This window comes from Sphingopyxis sp. Geo25, assembly GCF_949769135.1.
Lineage (GTDB): Bacteria > Pseudomonadota > Alphaproteobacteria > Sphingomonadales > Sphingomonadaceae > Sphingopyxis.
Window position 1 is genome coordinate 44,260 of record NZ_CATKOZ010000005.1, and the last position, 15,350, is coordinate 59,609.

At 65.2% G+C, this 15,350-nt stretch carries 15 protein-coding genes; 7 read left to right on the top strand and 8 right to left on the bottom strand.

Annotated features, from left to right (window positions below; all coding sequences use genetic code 11):
* Window positions 1-41: 41 nt before the first annotated feature.
* Window positions 42-767 (top strand): HAD family hydrolase, encoded by a 726-nt coding sequence (locus QOL68_RS13855; RefSeq protein WP_282949864.1) that lies wholly within the window; start codon window positions 42-44, stop codon window positions 765-767.
* On the opposite strand, the gene QOL68_RS13860 is transcribed toward QOL68_RS13855, so the two are convergent.
* From QOL68_RS13860 to lgt, 6 genes are all read right to left on the bottom strand, one after another.
* Window positions 764-2,056 (bottom strand): cystathionine gamma-synthase family protein, encoded by a 1,293-nt coding sequence (locus QOL68_RS13860; RefSeq protein ID WP_058455471.1) that lies wholly within the window; start codon window positions 2,054-2,056, stop codon window positions 764-766. The two genes, QOL68_RS13855 and QOL68_RS13860, sit on opposite strands and share 4 nt — an antisense overlap.
* 139 nt (window positions 2,057-2,195) lie before the next feature.
* On the bottom strand, window positions 2,196-3,479 hold the full coding sequence (locus QOL68_RS13865; protein WP_058455470.1) for an MFS transporter: 1,284 nt from the start codon (window positions 3,477-3,479) through the stop codon (window positions 2,196-2,198).
* A 105-nt stretch (window positions 3,480-3,584) separates the two neighbouring features.
* Window positions 3,585-4,346: a peptidoglycan editing factor PgeF gene (gene pgeF, locus QOL68_RS13870; RefSeq protein ID WP_282949863.1), complete on the bottom strand. Its 762-nt coding sequence runs from the start codon at window positions 4,344-4,346 to the stop codon at window positions 3,585-3,587.
* Entirely contained in the window at window positions 4,343-4,861 is a 519-nt protein-coding gene (locus tag QOL68_RS13875) for a GNAT family N-acetyltransferase (protein ID WP_282949862.1), read from the bottom strand. Before QOL68_RS13875 ends, pgeF begins: the two co-directional genes overlap by 4 nt.
* The gene (locus QOL68_RS13880; RefSeq protein ID WP_282949861.1) at window positions 4,858-5,928 is read right to left on the bottom strand and encodes a class I SAM-dependent methyltransferase; all 1,071 of its coding nucleotides are present in this window, start codon (window positions 5,926-5,928) and stop codon (window positions 4,858-4,860) included. The genes QOL68_RS13875 and QOL68_RS13880 overlap by 4 nt, the downstream gene beginning before the upstream one ends.
* Window positions 5,915-6,736 (bottom strand): prolipoprotein diacylglyceryl transferase, encoded by an 822-nt coding sequence (lgt, locus tag QOL68_RS13885; protein ID WP_283418869.1) that lies wholly within the window; start codon window positions 6,734-6,736, stop codon window positions 5,915-5,917. The genes QOL68_RS13880 and lgt overlap by 14 nt, the downstream gene beginning before the upstream one ends.
* Window positions 6,737-6,871: 135 nt before the next feature.
* Here lgt and QOL68_RS13890 point away from each other — a divergent pair, with 135 nt between their 5' ends.
* Genes QOL68_RS13890 through QOL68_RS13905 form a run of 4 tightly spaced genes read left to right on the top strand, consistent with a single transcriptional unit; the run spans window position 6,872 to window position 11,530 of the window.
* A complete protein-coding gene (locus QOL68_RS13890; RefSeq protein WP_282949859.1) occupies window positions 6,872-8,581 on the top strand; it encodes a class I adenylate-forming enzyme family protein in 1,710 nt (569 codons plus the stop codon).
* A 30-nt stretch (window positions 8,582-8,611) separates the two neighbouring features.
* Window positions 8,612-9,475: a cytochrome b/b6 domain-containing protein gene (locus tag QOL68_RS13895; protein ID WP_282949858.1), complete on the top strand. Its 864-nt coding sequence runs from the start codon at window positions 8,612-8,614 to the stop codon at window positions 9,473-9,475.
* On the top strand, window positions 9,472-10,251 hold the full coding sequence (locus QOL68_RS13900) for a molybdopterin-dependent oxidoreductase (RefSeq protein WP_282949857.1): 780 nt from the start codon (window positions 9,472-9,474) through the stop codon (window positions 10,249-10,251). The genes QOL68_RS13895 and QOL68_RS13900 overlap by 4 nt, the downstream gene beginning before the upstream one ends.
* Window positions 10,252-10,294: 43 nt before the next feature.
* Window positions 10,295-11,530, top strand: coding sequence for a class I SAM-dependent methyltransferase (locus QOL68_RS13905; RefSeq protein ID WP_282949856.1), 1,236 nt, complete (start codon window positions 10,295-10,297; stop codon window positions 11,528-11,530).
* Window positions 11,531-11,740: 210 nt separating this feature from the next.
* On the opposite strand, the gene QOL68_RS13910 is transcribed toward QOL68_RS13905, so the two are convergent.
* Together QOL68_RS13910 and QOL68_RS13915 are read right to left on the bottom strand one after the other, a co-directional pair.
* Window positions 11,741-12,178 carry a DUF1801 domain-containing protein gene (locus QOL68_RS13910; protein ID WP_282949855.1) on the bottom strand — a complete coding sequence of 146 codons (438 nt, stop codon included), beginning with the start codon at window positions 12,176-12,178 and terminating at the stop codon, window positions 11,741-11,743.
* A gap of 23 nt (window positions 12,179-12,201) precedes the next feature.
* Entirely contained in the window at window positions 12,202-13,170 is a 969-nt protein-coding gene (locus QOL68_RS13915) for a helix-turn-helix transcriptional regulator (RefSeq protein ID WP_282949854.1), read from the bottom strand.
* 133 nt (window positions 13,171-13,303) lie between these two features.
* Here QOL68_RS13915 and QOL68_RS13920 point away from each other — a divergent pair, with 133 nt between their 5' ends.
* Both QOL68_RS13920 and QOL68_RS13925 read left to right on the top strand, forming a co-directional pair.
* Entirely contained in the window at window positions 13,304-13,804 is a 501-nt protein-coding gene (locus tag QOL68_RS13920) for a hypothetical protein (protein WP_283404323.1), read from the top strand.
* 282 nt (window positions 13,805-14,086) lie between these two features.
* Window positions 14,087-15,304, top strand: coding sequence for an argininosuccinate synthase (locus tag QOL68_RS13925; protein WP_282949852.1), 1,218 nt, complete (start codon window positions 14,087-14,089; stop codon window positions 15,302-15,304).
* Window positions 15,305-15,350 lie beyond the last annotated feature (46 nt).

Here is a 15,350-nt window from a genome sequence, read left to right on the forward strand (position 1 = left end):
GCCGCTTGGCGCCTCGCTGCGCGCGCCTTATGGACGGGGGCATGGATGCGCCCGTGCCAATCGTCCCGACCGAATACCGGCATCGCGTTGCGATGTACGACATGGACCGAACGATAACGCGTTCAGGGACTTACAGCGGATTCCTGATGCATGTTGTCCGCCGGCGCCAGCAATGGCGCATGCTGTTGCTGCCGCTTGTCGCGCTGGCGGGCGCGGCCTATTCGCTGCGGTTGATCGACCGTTCGCGGCTGAAGGCGATCAATCTGCGGCTGCTCGTCGGGAAGCAGTTCAGCCGCGACGAGATCGCCCCGCTTGCCGAAAGCTATGCCGATCAGGTGATCGGGCGCGGGTTGCACGCGGCGGCGCTCGACCAGATCGCCGCCGACCGCGAGGCGGGATACCGGCTGCTGCTCGCGACGGCGTCGTTCCATCTTTATGTCGACGCAATCGCGCGGCGGCTGGGGATCGACGACGTGCTCGCGACGCGGCTCGACGAGCCCGATGGCGCCGATCATATCCACGCGCGGCTTGCGGGCGACAATTGCTATGGCGATGCGAAATTTGCGCGCATTTCGGATTGGCTCGCCGACAATGACATCACGCGCGATCAGGCACATATCCGCGCCTATTCGGATCATGTCTCCGATCACCCGATGCTGCATTTCGCCGACGAGGCGGTCGCGACGACGCCGTCGCGCAAGCTCAAGCAGCTCGCGCCGAAAATGGGGTGGCAGGTGGTCGACTGGCGCGCGCGGCGCGGTCGTTAGACCGCGTCCAGCGCCTGCGCGAAATCGGCAATCAGGTCGTCGGCGTCCTCGATGCCGATCGACACCCGCACCAGATTGTCGGTGATGCCGAGTGCCTTCTTGCGCTCGTCGGGAACCGACAGATGCGTCATCGCGGCGGGGTGGCTCGCCAGCGTCTCGGTGCCGCCCAGGCTGACCGCGAGTTTCGCGATCTTGAGCGCGTCGAGGAAGCGGAAGCTCTCGGCCTCACCGCCCTTGATGAAGAGCGAGAAGGTCGAGCCCGCGCCCGAACAATGGCGGTCGAAGATATCCTTCTGGCGCGCCTCGCTGATGAAGCCGAGATAGCCGAGGCCCTCGACCTTCGGATGATCGCGAAGGAAGGTGCAGACCTTCAGCGCATTTTCGCCCGCGCGGCTCATGCGCAGTTCGAGCGTTTCGAGGCTGCGCAGCAACATCCACGCGGTGTTGGGGTCGCAGATCGTGCCGATCGTATTGCGCATCGGACGGATGATGTTGAGCAGCTTCTGGTCGCCCGAGACGCCGCCCGCAACGAGGTCCGAATGGCCGCCGGCATATTTGGTGAGGCTGTAAACGACGAGTTCGGCGCCCTGCTTCAGCGGCTGCTGCCAGAGCGGGCCGAGGAAGGTGTTGTCGATCGCGATCGCGGGCTTCTGCTCGCCGGGGAAAGCGGCGTCGCGCGCGGCGCGGACGGCCTCGACATCGACGAGCGCATTGGTCGGGTTCGCCGGGCTTTCGAGATAGACGAGCGCGACCTTGCCGCCCTTTTCGGTGGCGAGCGCCTTCGCGCGGTCGAGGATTGCGTCGATCTCTTCGCGGGTCGCGCCGGCCGGGAAATCGAGGAAGCTGACGCCGAAGCGCGACAGGATGCGCGCGATCAGCGTTTCGGTCGCAGCATAGAGCGGACCCGAATGGACGATCACGTCGTTCTGGTTCACGAGCGCGAGGAGCAGGGTCGCAATCGCCGACATGCCGCTGGAGAAGACGAGGCTGTCGTCGGCGCCGTCCCAGACCGCGAGGCGGTCTTCGAGGATTTCCTGGTTCGGGCCGTTGAAGCGCGAATAGACGAGGCCGTCGGCGGGGCCTTCGCGCTTGCCGGTGATATGTTCGAAGAAGCGCTTGCCGGCGGCGGCGCTTTCAAAGGCGAAGGTCGAGGTCAGAAAGATCGGCGGCTTCAGCGAGCCTTCGGAGAGCACGGGATCATAGCCGAGTCCCATCATCAGCGTGGCGGGGCTCAGCTCCTTGTCGCCGATTTTCTTGCTGTTCGTCTTGGGTGTGCCGCGCATGGCCATGGGATGCTCCTTTGAGATTGCCCCGCCTATAGCAGCGCCGGTTTCATTTGAAACTATATTGCGCCGGTCGTTCTTCCCTTTTCCGTATTCCCGGCCTTCGCCGCGATGACGGATAAAAGCGGCTGCGCCCTGTTATCCGTCAATCCTCAACGATCAGGCTGCGCTCTTTCGTTTCGGGAAGCAACAAGGTCGCAATGCCGGCCATGCCGATCACTGCGGCGACATAGAAATAGAACAGCCATTCGACGCCGGCGCCCTTGAGCGCGAGCGCGACCATTTCGACGGTGCCACCGAAGATCGCATTGCCGACCGCGTAGGGCAGCGCGACACCGAGCCCGCGGATATGCGCCGGGAACAGCTCGGCCTTCACCAGCGCATTGTTCGCGGTGTAGCCCGCCTGGAAGGTCAGCGGGATCAGGATCAGCAAGGTCGCGACCACCGGCGAGCTGACCGTTTCCAGCGTCAGGAAGGTCGGCGCCGCGACCAGTGCGCCGCCGATCCCGAAGAGGAGCAGCATCGGCTTGCGCCCGAAACGATCGGCGAGCGCGCCAAAGACCGGCTGCATCAGCGTGAACCAGATGAGCGCGACGGCGACGATGTAGGTCGCGGTCGCCTTGTCGAAGCCGACGGTGTTGAACAGATATTTCTGCATATAGCTGGTGTAGGTATAGGCGGCGAGGCCGCCGCCCGCCGACAACATGCCGACGAGGATGCTCTCGCGGCGATGCTCTTTCCAGAGCAGCTTCGCGGTCGAGACCGGGCGGTCGACCGCCTGATTCTCGAACGAGGGCGTTTCGGCGAGATTGCGGCGGAGGAGATAGACCGCGAGCGCGAGCACCGCGCCGATCACGAAGGGGATGCGCCAGCCCCAGGCGGTGAGTTCGGCTTCCGTCAGAAAGGCCTGCAAGATCACCGCGACGAAGATCGCGCAGAGCTGGCCGCCGATCAGCGTCATATACTGAAAGCTCGCCCAGAAGCCGCGATGATCCTTCGGCGCCATTTCGGAGAGATAGGTCGCGCTGGCGCCATATTCGCCGCCGAGCGACAACCCCTGCAGCATTCGCGCGACGAGCAACGTCGTCGGGCCGAGCAGTCCGGCGGCGGCATAGGTCGGCGCGACGGCGATCAGCATCGAGCCGCTGAACATCAGCGCGACCGACAATGACAGCCCCGCCTTGCGCCCGCGCGTGTCGGCGAAGCGCCCCATCACCCACGCGCCGATCGGGCGCATGACGAAGCCGACCGCGAAGATCGCGGCGGTGCTGAGGAGCTGCGCGGTCGGGTCGGCCTTCGGGAAGAAGACGGGGGCGAAATAGATGGCGAAGGCGGCGTAGGCGAACCAGTCGTACCATTCGACGAGATTCCCTGCCGATCCGCCGATGATCGATACGAGCCGTTTGCGCGGGATCGCCAAGGCCTTCATCCGTCTTGTCTCCCGCCATCCTTCGTTCGTCATGCCGGACTTGATCCGGCATCCATCTGTCTTCGATGAAGCTGGACCCCGGATCAAGTCCGGGGTGACGAAGAATTACCTCAAGCCGATCAGCGATATCTGGCGGCCGTAGCTATTCTCGCCTCGATGGCACGCGCGGCGATAGCTGAAATAGTCCGCCTCTTCGGCGTAGGTATCCTGCCCGCCGATGGCAATTCGGCTGACCCCCGCCGCAGCGAGCCGCGCCGCGACATAGGCGGCGATGTCGAACATCGCATGGCCGGGTTTGCCGCCCGCGAAGAAGTGCTCGTTCTCGGGATCGTCGGCGAGAAAGCGCTGCACGAAGCCGTCGTCGACCTCGTAGGAGGCGCGCCCGATGCAGGGGCCGATAGCGACCGCGATGTTCGCGCGGCTCGCGCCGAGCCCTTCCATCGCGGCGAGCGTTGCGTCGGTCACCCCAGCGATAGCCCCCTTCCAGCCCGCGTGTGCCGCACCGATGACCCCGGCTTCAGCGTCGGCGAAGAGTACGGGGACGCAATCGGCGGTCAATATACCGAGCAGGATGCCGCGGGTTCGCGTTGCGAGCGCGTCGGCCTCGGGCCGCGCGGCAAGGTCGGTGCCGTCGTCGACGATCACGCAGCGGTTGCCATGGACCTGATAGAGGCCGGCGAGCGCCGCGCCGGGCAGGACCGCTTCGGTGGCGCGATGGCGGTTCTCGGCGATCAGCGCCGGGTCGTCGCCCGATCCGAGGCCGCAATTGAGCGAGGCGAGATCGCCCGACGATACGCCGCCCTGACGGCCGAAGAAGCCGTGCGCGACGCCGGTCAGGGTCGGGGCGATCGTGAAGGGCGCTGTCACAGATCAAGCCTGAAGAAGCGATCTTCGTCGATATGATTGCCGACGCGAAATTCGTTGCGGCCGACGTCGTAGAAGCCGTAGCGGCGGTAGAAGGCCTGCGCGCGGTGGTTCTCGGTGAACACGGTGAGGTAAAGGATCGACGCACGTTCGCGCGCCCATGCTATACCCCATTCCATCAGTCGGGCGGCGATGCCGGTGCCCTTCGCGGCTTCGGCGACGTAGAGCTGATGGAGTTCGACCGCGTCGTCGGTGGGTTGCTCGGGCGGCAGGTCGAATTCGACCGGGCCCATCTTGATATAGCCGAGGATCGCGCCCGCATCGTCGCGCACCAGCGCGATGTCGTGCCCGGCATCCCCGATCTGGGCGCGGACGCGCTCCGGAGGGTTCCAGTTGGCAAGGAAGGCCGACAGGTCGGCAGGGTCGTAGATATGCCCAAAGGTATCGGTAAAGGAGCCGTTCGCGAACATGGCGATCGCTTCGGCATCCTCGGGCTTCGCCAAGACGATGGCGGTCATGCGGGGTCTCCTGAAAATCCTGCGGGCGCGGGCCAGCCCGGCGCGGTGATCGCGATCAGCTTGAACAGTTCGCCCATTTCGCCGGGCTCGACAAGGCGGTCGCGCTGGCTTTCGAGTTCGGCGGCGCGGTCGGGGGCGGCCGCGGTGAGCGACTTCAGCCGTGCGTCGATGCCGAGACGCCTCAGCCAGTCGCCCTGTGTCGCGAGGCGGCTGATGGTAACGCCTGCTGGCCGGGCCGCGTCGGCAAGGGTGGTGAAATCGACATGCGCGGTGAGGTCGGCCTCGCCGGGATCGACGAAGGGATCGACATATTTGTGGGCCTTCACCGCCTGCAGCGTGTCGCCTGCGGCGGGCCCCGCATAGCCATAGTCGATCGCGAGCATCGCGCCGCCCTGCCGCGTGATGCGGAAGGCGCAGCGCTGCATGATCGCGGCCGAGACCGGCGTCGTTTCGACGATCGTCCCCTCGGGCCGGTCACGCAGGACGGCGGGAATCGCGTCGTCGGCCGGGGTTTCACCGGCTCTCGGCGCGAGCCTGCCATCGCGGCGCTCGACCATTCGTTCGCGCCAGCCGTCGGCGGTCTTCACATATTGGTGGACCGGCAGCGCATCGAAGAATTCGTTGGCGACGATGACCAGCGGCACGTCGTCAGGGAGCGCGTCGACCTCGTCATGATGTTCGGCCTGCGCGAGGCGCGCCGACTGGACGGCGCGCAAGGTGGGGCTGGTTTCGACGAGATGGGCGCCGACCGGCGTGCAGCCGAAACGCGCGGCGGCGCGGAGCGCATCGGCGGCGAGCGTGCCACGCCCGGGCCCGAGCTCGACATAGCGGAACGGTGGGCCGCCCGCGCGGCTCCACAGGTCGGCGATCCAGATGCCAACCAGCTCGCCGAACATCTGGCTGATCTCGGGCGCGGTGGTGAAATCGCCCGCCGCACCGAGCGGGTCGCGCGTCGCATAATAATGCGCGTTCGCCGCCGCCATATAGTCGGCGACCGTCATCGGCCGGGCGGCAGCGATATCCTTGAGCAATTGTTCGGGAGCGGGCGGGCCGTCAGGCAACGGCATCGGGTCCGGCGACCGGCTCGACCCGCTGGCGCCGGCGCTTCGCGGTCGCGATGAGCCAGAGGCCGATCACGATCATCGGCACCGTCAGCCACTGGCCCATCGACAGGCCGGTCGCATCGACCACCCACTGGCGCTGGACGTCGGGCTCGCGGAAAAATTCGACCGTAAAGCGGCTGAGACCGTAAATCAGCGACGCCATGCCGACAAGGAAACCCGGTTTGTAGCGCGCGTCGGTGCGCCAGAAGAAATAGGCGAGGACGGCCATCATCACCAGTCCTTCGAGCCCGGCTTCGTAAAGCTGGCTCGGGTGGCGCGGCAGGTCGCCGCCGCGCGGAAAGATGATCGCCCATGGCACGGTCGTTACGCGGCCCCACAGCTCGCCATTCACGAAATTGGCGAGGCGGCCGAGGAAGAGACCGAAGGGAATGACGCACGCGATATAGTCGCAGAAGCGCAGGAAACTGAGCTTTTCCTTGCGCGTCACATACCAGATCGCAACGAGCACGCCGATCACGCCGCCGTGCAGCGACATGCCGCCATCCCACAATTTGAAGATGTCGACCGGCTCCTTGAGGTAGGATTCGAGATTGTAGAACAGGACATAGCCGAGTCGGCCGCCGAGGATGATCCCGAGCATGGCATAGAAGATCATGTCGTCGGCATGGCGCCGCGCCATCGGGGCGCCGGGCTGCGCGATCAGCTTCAGCAGATACCAATAGCCGAGGAAAATACCGGCCAGATAGGCGAGCGCATACCAGCGGATCGGCCAGCCGAACACGCTGAAAGCGACCTCGCTATGCTCACCCATCAGGTCATGAAAGTTAAGATATTGCGTCGCTTCGGCTAAGGTTGCAAAAAGAAACATATAGTCGCGCTGTCCTTCCCCAGGAGAGGCCTTCCCCATAGGGGGTAAGGCGAGCGAGACCAAGAGGAGAGATGCCCCATGCCTTCCGCGCTCGATCTGCGCCTGGAATCCGCGTATAATCTGATCACGGGGCCGGGCGGTCCGATCCAGGTCGGTTCCGTCGAACGCTTCGGCCGCCAGCTGCCGTTCATCACCAACGCGCCGACGAACCTGGCCGATTATGTCGCCTATTTCAGCGCGATGCACGGCGATGCCACCTTTCTGGTCGAGGGCGACGAGCGGCTGAGCTTCAAACAGGTCTATGCCGCGGCGCGCAAGGTCGCGGCGGGCCTCATCGATGGCCACGGCGTCCAGCGCGGTGACCGCGTCGGCCTTGCCATGCGCAACGCAAATGCGTGGTGTGTCGCCTATATCGGCATCCTGCTCGCGGGCGGCTGCGCGACCCTGCTCAACGGCTGGTGGCAGGGCGGCGAGCTGGCGGCGGGAATCGACGATGCCGAGGCGAAGCTCGTCATTGCCGATGTCCAGCGGGCAGCGCGGCTGGCCGAGCCGGGAATCAGCCATGGCGCCAAGGTCGTCGCGCTCGATATCACGAAGCCGATCGACGAAGCGATCGCGCCGCTGGCGGCGGGCGGCAGCGCCGAGACCGCGCTGCCGGTGCTGACCGGGCAGGATCTGGCGACGATCCTCTTTACCTCGGGCTCGACCGGCCAGTCGAAGGGCGCCTATTCGCGCCACGAGGCGGTGGTGCAGGCGATCTTCAACTATGTCACGCAGACCGCGAGCATCGTCCACCTGCTGACCGAGGACGGGCTGATGTCGGACATCCAGCCCGCCACCCTGATTTGCACGCCTCTGTTCCATGTAACGGCCGAGATTCCCGTGTTTCTTCAGAGCTTCGCCCTAGGTCGCAAGCTCGTGCTGATGCCGAAGTGGAACGCCGACGAGGCGATGCGGCTGATCCAGGACGAGAAATGCAATTATTTCGTCGGCGTGCCGCTGATGAGCTACGAAATTCTCGTCAGTCCGAACCGCAAGAATTACGACCTGTCGACCTGCAAGAGCTACGCCGGCGGCGGTGCGCCGCGACCGCCCGAGCATGTCCGCCGCCTCGCGTCGGAGATGGGCGATGCCAAGCCGCTGCTAGGCTATGGCCTCACCGAGACCAATGCCGTCGGCTGCGGCATCATCAACGAGAATTATGTCGAGAAGCCGCTGTCGACCGGCCCCGCGTCGAAGCCGCTCGTCGATCTGGCGATCCTCGACGAGCTGGGGAACGAACTGCCGCAGGGTAGCGTCGGCGAGGTTTGCATGCGATCGGTCTGCAACTTCGAGGGCTATTGGAACAATGAGGCAGCGACCAAGGCGGCCTTCTTCGACAATGGTTATTTCCGTTCGGGCGACCTCGGCTATCTCGACGCCGACGGCTATCTGTTCATCGTCGACCGCAAGAAGGACATCATCATCCGCGGCGGCGAGAATATCAGTTGCCAGGAGGTCGAGGCCGCGATCTACGAACATGCCGAGGTCAATGAATGCGCGGTTTTCGGCTTGCCCGACGAACGACTCGGCGAATGCGTCGGCGCGGTCGTCTGGATGAAGCCCGGCAGCGCGTTGACCGCCGACGAGCTGACCGCGTTCCTCAACGCGCGCCTCGCGCCGTACAAGGTGCCGTGCCGGATCTGGATGTCGAACGAGGCGCTGCCCAAGCTCGGCAGCGAAAAGATCGACAAAGTGTCTTTGCGCAATCGCTATCGCGAGGAGTATAAGTCGGAGGTGACCGCGTAACCGAACCGGGCGAAGGAGCGAAAGAGGGATATGGCCGAAGCTGACTCCCCCGACGTTCCGCCGGCGCCGGTTCCGGAAACGCCCGCGCCGGTGCGCGTCTATCGCCACCGGCTGCCGACGCGCATCTGGCATTGGGTGAATGCGGTTACGCTGCTCGTCATGCTGATGAGCGGGCTGATGATCTTCAACGCGCATCCGCGGCTTTACTGGGGGCAATATGGCGCGAACCCCGATCGGGCGTGGTTCGCGATCGGGGCGACTTCCGACACCGGCTATGTCCGCTTCGGCGAGACGCGGATCGAGACGACCGGCGTACTCGGGCGCTGGACCAATGCCGGGGGCGAGGAAAAGACCTGGGCCTTTCCGGGCTGGGCGACGATCCCGACCAGCTACGATCTCGCGGCCGGGCGGCGCTGGCACCTGTTCTTCGCGTGGGTGCTGTCGGTCGGCCTGACGCTCTATATGGTCTGGAGCCTTTTCGGCGGGCACATCCGAAGGGATTTGCACGTCCTCCGCGCCGAATGGTCGCCGCGGCATATCTGGCACGACATCAAGGATCATGCGCGGCTGCGCTTTCCGCGGGGCGAGGCGGCAGCGCGGTACAATATCCTGCAAAAGCTTAGTTATATCGGCGTGATCTTCGGCCTGCTGCCGCTCATGATCTTCACCGGGCTCACCATGTCGCCGGGAATGGATGCCGCCTGGCCATGGCTGCTCGACCTGTTCGGCGGGCGCCAGTCGGCGCGTTCGATCCATTTCATTGCGGCGTGGCTGCTTGTCCTCTTCTTCCTCGTCCACATCATGATGGTGATCCTCGCCGGGCCGATCAACGAGGTGCGCTCGATGATCAGCGGCTGGTTCACGCTGCCGCCCGAGAGGGAGCGCGAGGCATGAGCGGCGTCCTGCTGCCACGCCGCCGGCTGATCGCACGCGCGGGCGGGCTCGTCGCGGCGGCGGGCGCACTGCCGCTGCTGTCGGGTTGCGACGCGATCAGCGAGGCGCCGGCGGTGCGCAAGATCTTGTCGATGGGCGAGGAGATGAACCGGGCGAGCCAGCGCGCGCTGATGGACCGCGATGCGCTGGCGCGCGAATTCACCCGCGCCGACCTGTCGCCGGTCTTCCGCTCGAACGGAACGAAGCTGCCGGATGGCGCCGCCTATGCCGCGCACGCCGCGGCGGGCTTCGCCGACTGGCGCATTGCCGTGTCGGGCCTCGTCGCGCGGCCGCTGTCGCTGTCGATGGCCGACATCCGCGCGATGCCCCAGCGCACGCAGATCACCCGCCACGACTGCGTCGAGGGGTGGAGCGCGATCGGCGAGTGGACCGGGCCGCAGCTCCGCCGCATCCTTGAGGCGGCGGGGGTGAAGGACCGCGCGCGCTATATCGTGTTCCGCTGTGCCGACAGGATCGACGACGCGCTCTATTATGAAAGCTGCGACATGGTCGATGCGCTCCACCCGCAGACGATCCTGGCCTGGGCGATGAACGGCGCGGTGCTGCCGATCGCCAACGGCGCGCCGCTGCGCCTCAGGATCGAACGGCAGCTGGGGTATAAGCATGCGAAATATCTGACCGGGATCGAAGCGGTCGCGAGTCTCGACCAAATCGGGGCAGGAAAGGGCGGTTTCTGGGAAGATCGCATTGATTATGAATGGTATGCCGGTATCTAGTTGGTAACAGGGCGGCAGATGCAATGATGATGAGGTCGCACTTTTGTCCATACTCAGGCCGTTTCTTTCGCGTGTTATCCATCGTGGCAGGCTGACCGTCATCGACCCTGACGGCGGGGCCGAGACCTTTGGCGCGCCCGCGCCCGGCTTTCCCGAAGTCAGCGTCCGCTTCGCGACGCGCCGCGCGATGCGGCGCGTGATCCTCGACCCGCGGCTCGGCGCGGGCGAGGCCTTCATGGACGGCGAAATGGAAATTACCGAGGGCGACATCATGGGCCTGATCGGCCTGCTGCGCATGAATACGCCATGGGATCGCGGCGCGAAGCTCAAGGACAAGACGCGGCTCGGCCAATGGGGCGACTGGGTGAAGACGCGGCTCGGCTCGATCAACCGGCAGCGCCAGTCGCGTGCGAATGTCGAGCACCATTACGACATCGGCAACGACCTCTATCGCCTCTTTCTCGACCGCGACATGCAATATAGCTGCGCCTATTGGCCGCGTGAGGGCATGACGCTCGACGAGGCGCAGGAGGCCAAGAAGGCGCATATCGCTGCGAAACTCGCGCTGCGGCCGGGCCAGCGGATCCTCGACATCGGCTGCGGCTGGGGCGGGATGGCGATCACGCTCGCGAAACTGGAAGCGGTCGAGGTGCTCGGGATCACATTGTCGACCGAACAGCTCGAGCTCGCGCGGCAGCGCGCCGAAGAGGCGGGGGTTGCCGACCGCGTTCGCTTCGAGTTGATCGATTATCGCGACCTTGCGGCGCACGAGACCGGCGGGTTCGACCGCATCGTATCCGTCGGGATGTTTGAGCATGTCGGCGCGGCCAATTTCGACACTTTCTTTCGCGTATGTGCGAACCTGCTCTCGGCCGACGGGGTGATGTTGCTCCACACGATCGGGCGCTTCGGGCGGCCGGGCGCGACCGACGCCTTCACGCGCAAATATATCTTCCCCGGCGGCTATATCCCCGCGCTCAGCGAGACCCTCGCCGCCAGCGAGAAAAGCCGGCTGATCGCGACCGATGTCGAGACGCTAAGGCTGCATTATGCGCTGACGCTGCGTCAATGGTACACCAACACGCTGGCGCACGAGGCCGAGATCGTGGCGATGATGGGCGCGCGATTCTTCCGCATGTGGTGCTTCTACCTCGCCGGCGCGACCGCGGCGTTCGAAAGTGGCGGGATGGGCAATTACCAGATCCAGTTCGCGCGCAGCCGCCACGCGCTACCGCTGACGCGCGACTATATCGGCGAGGCCGAAGGGCGCTATCTCTAACGCCGCATCGCCGCGAGTGGACCGAGGTCGGTTCAGGGGGGGGGCAGCGGTCGCCCCAAGCTCGTCATGCTGAACTTGTTTCAGCATCCATGGGCTGACCTCTCATCGGCCGCTGCGGTGAAGGAGGCGACGGACCATGGACCCTGAAACAAGTTCAGGGTGACGATGCAGGATAGGTCAGCTTACGGTCGCTTCCCACCCTTCCCGCGATCAGCCCGGATAGCGCTCGTTCGTCGCGTCCCACGTCAGCGCGACCAGCTTTTCGAGCACGGCCGGATCGACGTCGGCGAGCTTGTTGATGTAGAGACAGACCTTGCCGGTCCTGTGCTTGCCGAGCGCGGCGAACAGCGCGTCGGCTTCGGCCTGCCGGTCGCCGTAATCTTCCATCAGATAGAGCGTGATCGCCGCTTTGCGCGGCGAAAAGCCGGCGCGGCACATCGTCCCCGAATGGCCGCTGTCATATTGATAGTCATAGCTGCCATAGCCGATGATCGACGGCCCCCACATCCTCGGATCGAGACCCGTCACGCGGCGGTACATCGCGTCGATGACCGGCGCCTCTTCGCGGCGCCGCGCGTCGGGGAGCGCGGCGATAAAGTCCGCCACGGTCACTTCGGTCGCTTTGGTCTTGATCTCGACTTTGCCCATACTGCGCCTCCCGCAGGCGAAGACTAACCGGTTCCGGCGTAGAGTGCCACAATCTCACGCGCCAGCACGGCGACGCGGTCCCGAAAGCCTGCCGGCGCCACGACCTCGACCTCGGCGCCGAGTGCCAGCATGTCGCGGGCGCCATGGTCGGCGTCCTCGACCATCATCGTCATCTGCCGCCAGCCGTCCGCATCGGGATCGCCGGCGCCGTCAACCGCCGCCGCGCCGCGGGGCGACTGCGCGGCCAGTCGCTTGCAGCCTTCGGGCGACGCGCGGACGGTCGCGCGCGTCGCGAACAGCTCGGCCTCGAAGCGGGCCTGCTCGGACTGCCACCAGCCCGCCAGATGAAAATCGGCCGGCGGTTCGAAGCCCGTATCCTCGACGATCAGGCTCCGGATATTCGAAACCCGGAAGACGCGCACCTTTCCGGCGCCGCGCGCGGCGAGGTACCAGATGCCCGCTTTCAGAACGAGACCGAGCGGATCGACGGTCCAGTCGCGCACACCCTGCCAGCTCTCGTAGCGCATCGACACGCATTGCTGGTCGAGCACGGCGCGCGCGAGGCGGGGCAGATGCGGCAGCGCCTCGCTGCCGCGATACCAGTCGACGGCGTCGAGATGGAAGCGCGCCGCCATCCGGTCGGCCAGCGCCCCGCCGCCGCCGGGCAAGGCTGCGAGCAATTTGTTGCGCGCCGCGCTCGTCGCCGCGCCCAGCCCCAGTTCAGCGGCGGGGCCGGGAAGGCCGATCATCGCCATTGCCTCGGCCTCGTTTGCCGACAATCCCGTAAGCTTGGTGCGATAGCCGCCCAGCAGCTGAAAGCCGCCGCCGGGACCACGGTCGCCATAGACGGGCACGCCGGCGGCCGAGAGCGCGTCGATGTCGCGATAGATGGTGCGTTCGGACACCTCGAATTCAGCGGCCAGATCGGCGGCGGTGAGCCGTTGCCGCAATTGCAGCAGGATCAGGATCGAGAGGAGGCGGCTCGCGCGCATTTTTCTTCCATAGCAGAAAATAACTGACAGAAAATGTCAGGATAAGGGGCGTAGGCAGGTTGCGTCACCGAGGGAGCGACCCATGAGCAGTATCGACCGCCGCACCGTCATCGCCCTTAGCGCAGGAGCCTTTATGTCCAGCCTGATCCCCATCGCGGCATCCGCCGCGATCAACCCCGCCCCAGTCGGCAAGCCAGGCGACTTCGATTTCCTGACCGGCGAATGGCGCATCCACAACAAGTTCCGCGAAGGCGAAAAGTGGATCGAATTTCCCGGCGAGGCGACCGTGGACGGCATCCTCGGCGGAATTGCGAGCATCGAGGAGCTGCGCATTCCGGCGCGGGGTTTTTCGGGCATGGGGCTCCGCCTGCTCGACGTCGAAAAGAAGATCTGGTCCGATCATTGGGTGAACGCCAAATCGGGTGTTGTCGCGGTGCCCGGCCAACTGGGCGTGTTTGAAAATGGCGCCGGGACATTTCTGTCCGAGGGCGAGGGGGAGAAAGGACCGGAGCTCAACCGCGGCGTCTGGGACCGCATCACGCCGGCGAGCTGCCGTTGGTTCCAAGGGGTCTCGCGCGATGGCGGAAAGACGTGGGACGACGGCTGGTTCATGGACTGGACCCGCATCGCGTGATTGAGGATCCTGCCCCAAAGACGCCTTTCCTACAATGTCGGGCCATGGTTTATGCTGGTGAATGATCGCCGTGCATCGCCCGTCTTCCGTCTTGCCAGCCTTCGGGTTTGGATGGCGCGGGGAGGAAACACGAGGGGGACGTAGTGTGACCTTTGTGACCTTCCGAACAAAATATCGAGGCCCGGGCGATCGGATGGCTTGGCCGAATCGTGGCTTGATGTTGCACCTTCGGGCCCGCCCTGCTAGCCGCGCCCGCGTCTTTCCCTCGCCAAAGGTGCCATCATGTCCGAGTCCTTCAAGCGCGTCGTCCTCGCCTATTCGGGCGGTCTCGATACCAGCGTTATCCTGAAGTGGCTGCAGGTCACCTATGGCTGCGAGGTCGTGACCTTCACCGCCGACCTCGGGCAGGGCGAGGAGCTCGAGCCGGCGCGCGCCAAGGCCGAGCTGATGGGGATCAAGCCTGAGCATATCTTCATCGACGACCTGCGTGAGGAATTCGTCCGCGACTTCGTCTTCCCGATGATGCGCGCCAACGCGCGTTACGAGGGCGATTATCTGCTCGGCACCTCGATCGCGCGTCCGCTCATTTCGAAGCGGCTCGTCGAGATCGCCAAGGAAGTGGGTGCCGATGCGGTCGCCCATGGCGCGACGGGCAAGGGCAACGACCAGGTGCGCTTCGAGCTGTCGGCCTATGCGCTCAACCCCGATATCAAGGTGATCGCACCCTGGCGCGAATGGGATCTGACCAGCCGCACGGCGCTGATCGACTTTGCCGAAAAGAACCAGATTCCGGTGCCGAAGGACAAGCGCGGCGAAAGCCCGTTCTCGACCGACGCGAACCTTCTGCACACCTCGTCGGAGGGCAAGGTGCTCGAGAACCCGTGGGACGAGACGCCCGATTATGTCTATTCGCGCACCGTCAATCCCGAGGATGCGCCCGACACGCCCGAATATATCGCGGTCGATTTCGAACGCGGCGACGGCGTCGCGCTCAACGGTCAGGCGATGTCGCCCGCGACCCTGCTCGCGGCGCTTAATGACCTCGGCCGCAAGCACGGGATCGGCCGCCTCGACCTCGTGGAGAACCGCTTCGTCGGTATGAAATCGCGCGGCATGTACGAGACGCCGGGCGGCGAAATCTATGCCCGTGCCCACCGCGGCATCGAAAGCATCACGCTCGACCGCGGCGCGGCGCACCTCAAGGACGAGCTGATGCCGAAATATGCCGAGCTCATCTATAACGGCTTCTGGTTCGCGCCCGAGCGCGAGATGCTGCAGGCGGCGATCGACCTCAGCCAGGAGAAGGTGTCGGGCACTGTTCGCCTGAAGCTCTACAAGGGCAATGCCAGTGTCGTCGGCCGCAAGTCGCCGAACAGCCTCTACAGCGAGCGGCATGTGACCTTCGAGGACGATGCAGGCGCCTATGACCAGAAGGATGCGGCCGGCTTCATCAAATTGAACGCGCTGCGCCTGAAGTTGCTGGCGAAACGCGACCGCTGATCTGTCGGCGAGCCGTGCGGCATATCGGATGCGGCCATGCGCATGC

Coding starts and splice junctions, on each gene's coding strand:
- QOL68_RS13895 (WP_282949858.1), top strand. CDS start 8,612: ATGGCCGAAGCTGACTCCCCCGACGTTCCGCCGGCGCCGGTTCCGGAA.
- QOL68_RS13925 (WP_282949852.1), top strand. CDS start 14,087: ATGTCCGAGTCCTTCAAGCGCGTCGTCCTCGCCTATTCGGGCGGTCTC.
- QOL68_RS13865 (WP_058455470.1), bottom strand. CDS start 3,479: ATGAAGGCCTTGGCGATCCCGCGCAAACGGCTCGTATCGATCATCGGC.
- QOL68_RS13920 (WP_283404323.1), top strand. CDS start 13,304: ATGTCCAGCCTGATCCCCATCGCGGCATCCGCCGCGATCAACCCCGCC.
- QOL68_RS13880 (WP_282949861.1), bottom strand. CDS start 5,928: ATGCCGTTGCCTGACGGCCCGCCCGCTCCCGAACAATTGCTCAAGGAT.
- QOL68_RS13855 (WP_282949864.1), top strand. CDS start 42: ATGGATGCGCCCGTGCCAATCGTCCCGACCGAATACCGGCATCGCGTT.
- QOL68_RS13910 (WP_282949855.1), bottom strand. CDS start 12,178: ATGGGCAAAGTCGAGATCAAGACCAAAGCGACCGAAGTGACCGTGGCG.
- lgt (WP_283418869.1), bottom strand. CDS start 6,736: ATGGGTGAGCATAGCGAGGTCGCTTTCAGCGTGTTCGGCTGGCCGATC.
- QOL68_RS13860 (WP_058455471.1), bottom strand. CDS start 2,056: ATGGCCATGCGCGGCACACCCAAGACGAACAGCAAGAAAATCGGCGAC.
- QOL68_RS13900 (WP_282949857.1), top strand. CDS start 9,472: ATGAGCGGCGTCCTGCTGCCACGCCGCCGGCTGATCGCACGCGCGGGC.
- QOL68_RS13890 (WP_282949859.1), top strand. CDS start 6,872: ATGCCTTCCGCGCTCGATCTGCGCCTGGAATCCGCGTATAATCTGATC.
- QOL68_RS13875 (WP_282949862.1), bottom strand. CDS start 4,861: ATGACCGCCATCGTCTTGGCGAAGCCCGAGGATGCCGAAGCGATCGCC.
- QOL68_RS13915 (WP_282949854.1), bottom strand. CDS start 13,170: ATGCGCGCGAGCCGCCTCCTCTCGATCCTGATCCTGCTGCAATTGCGG.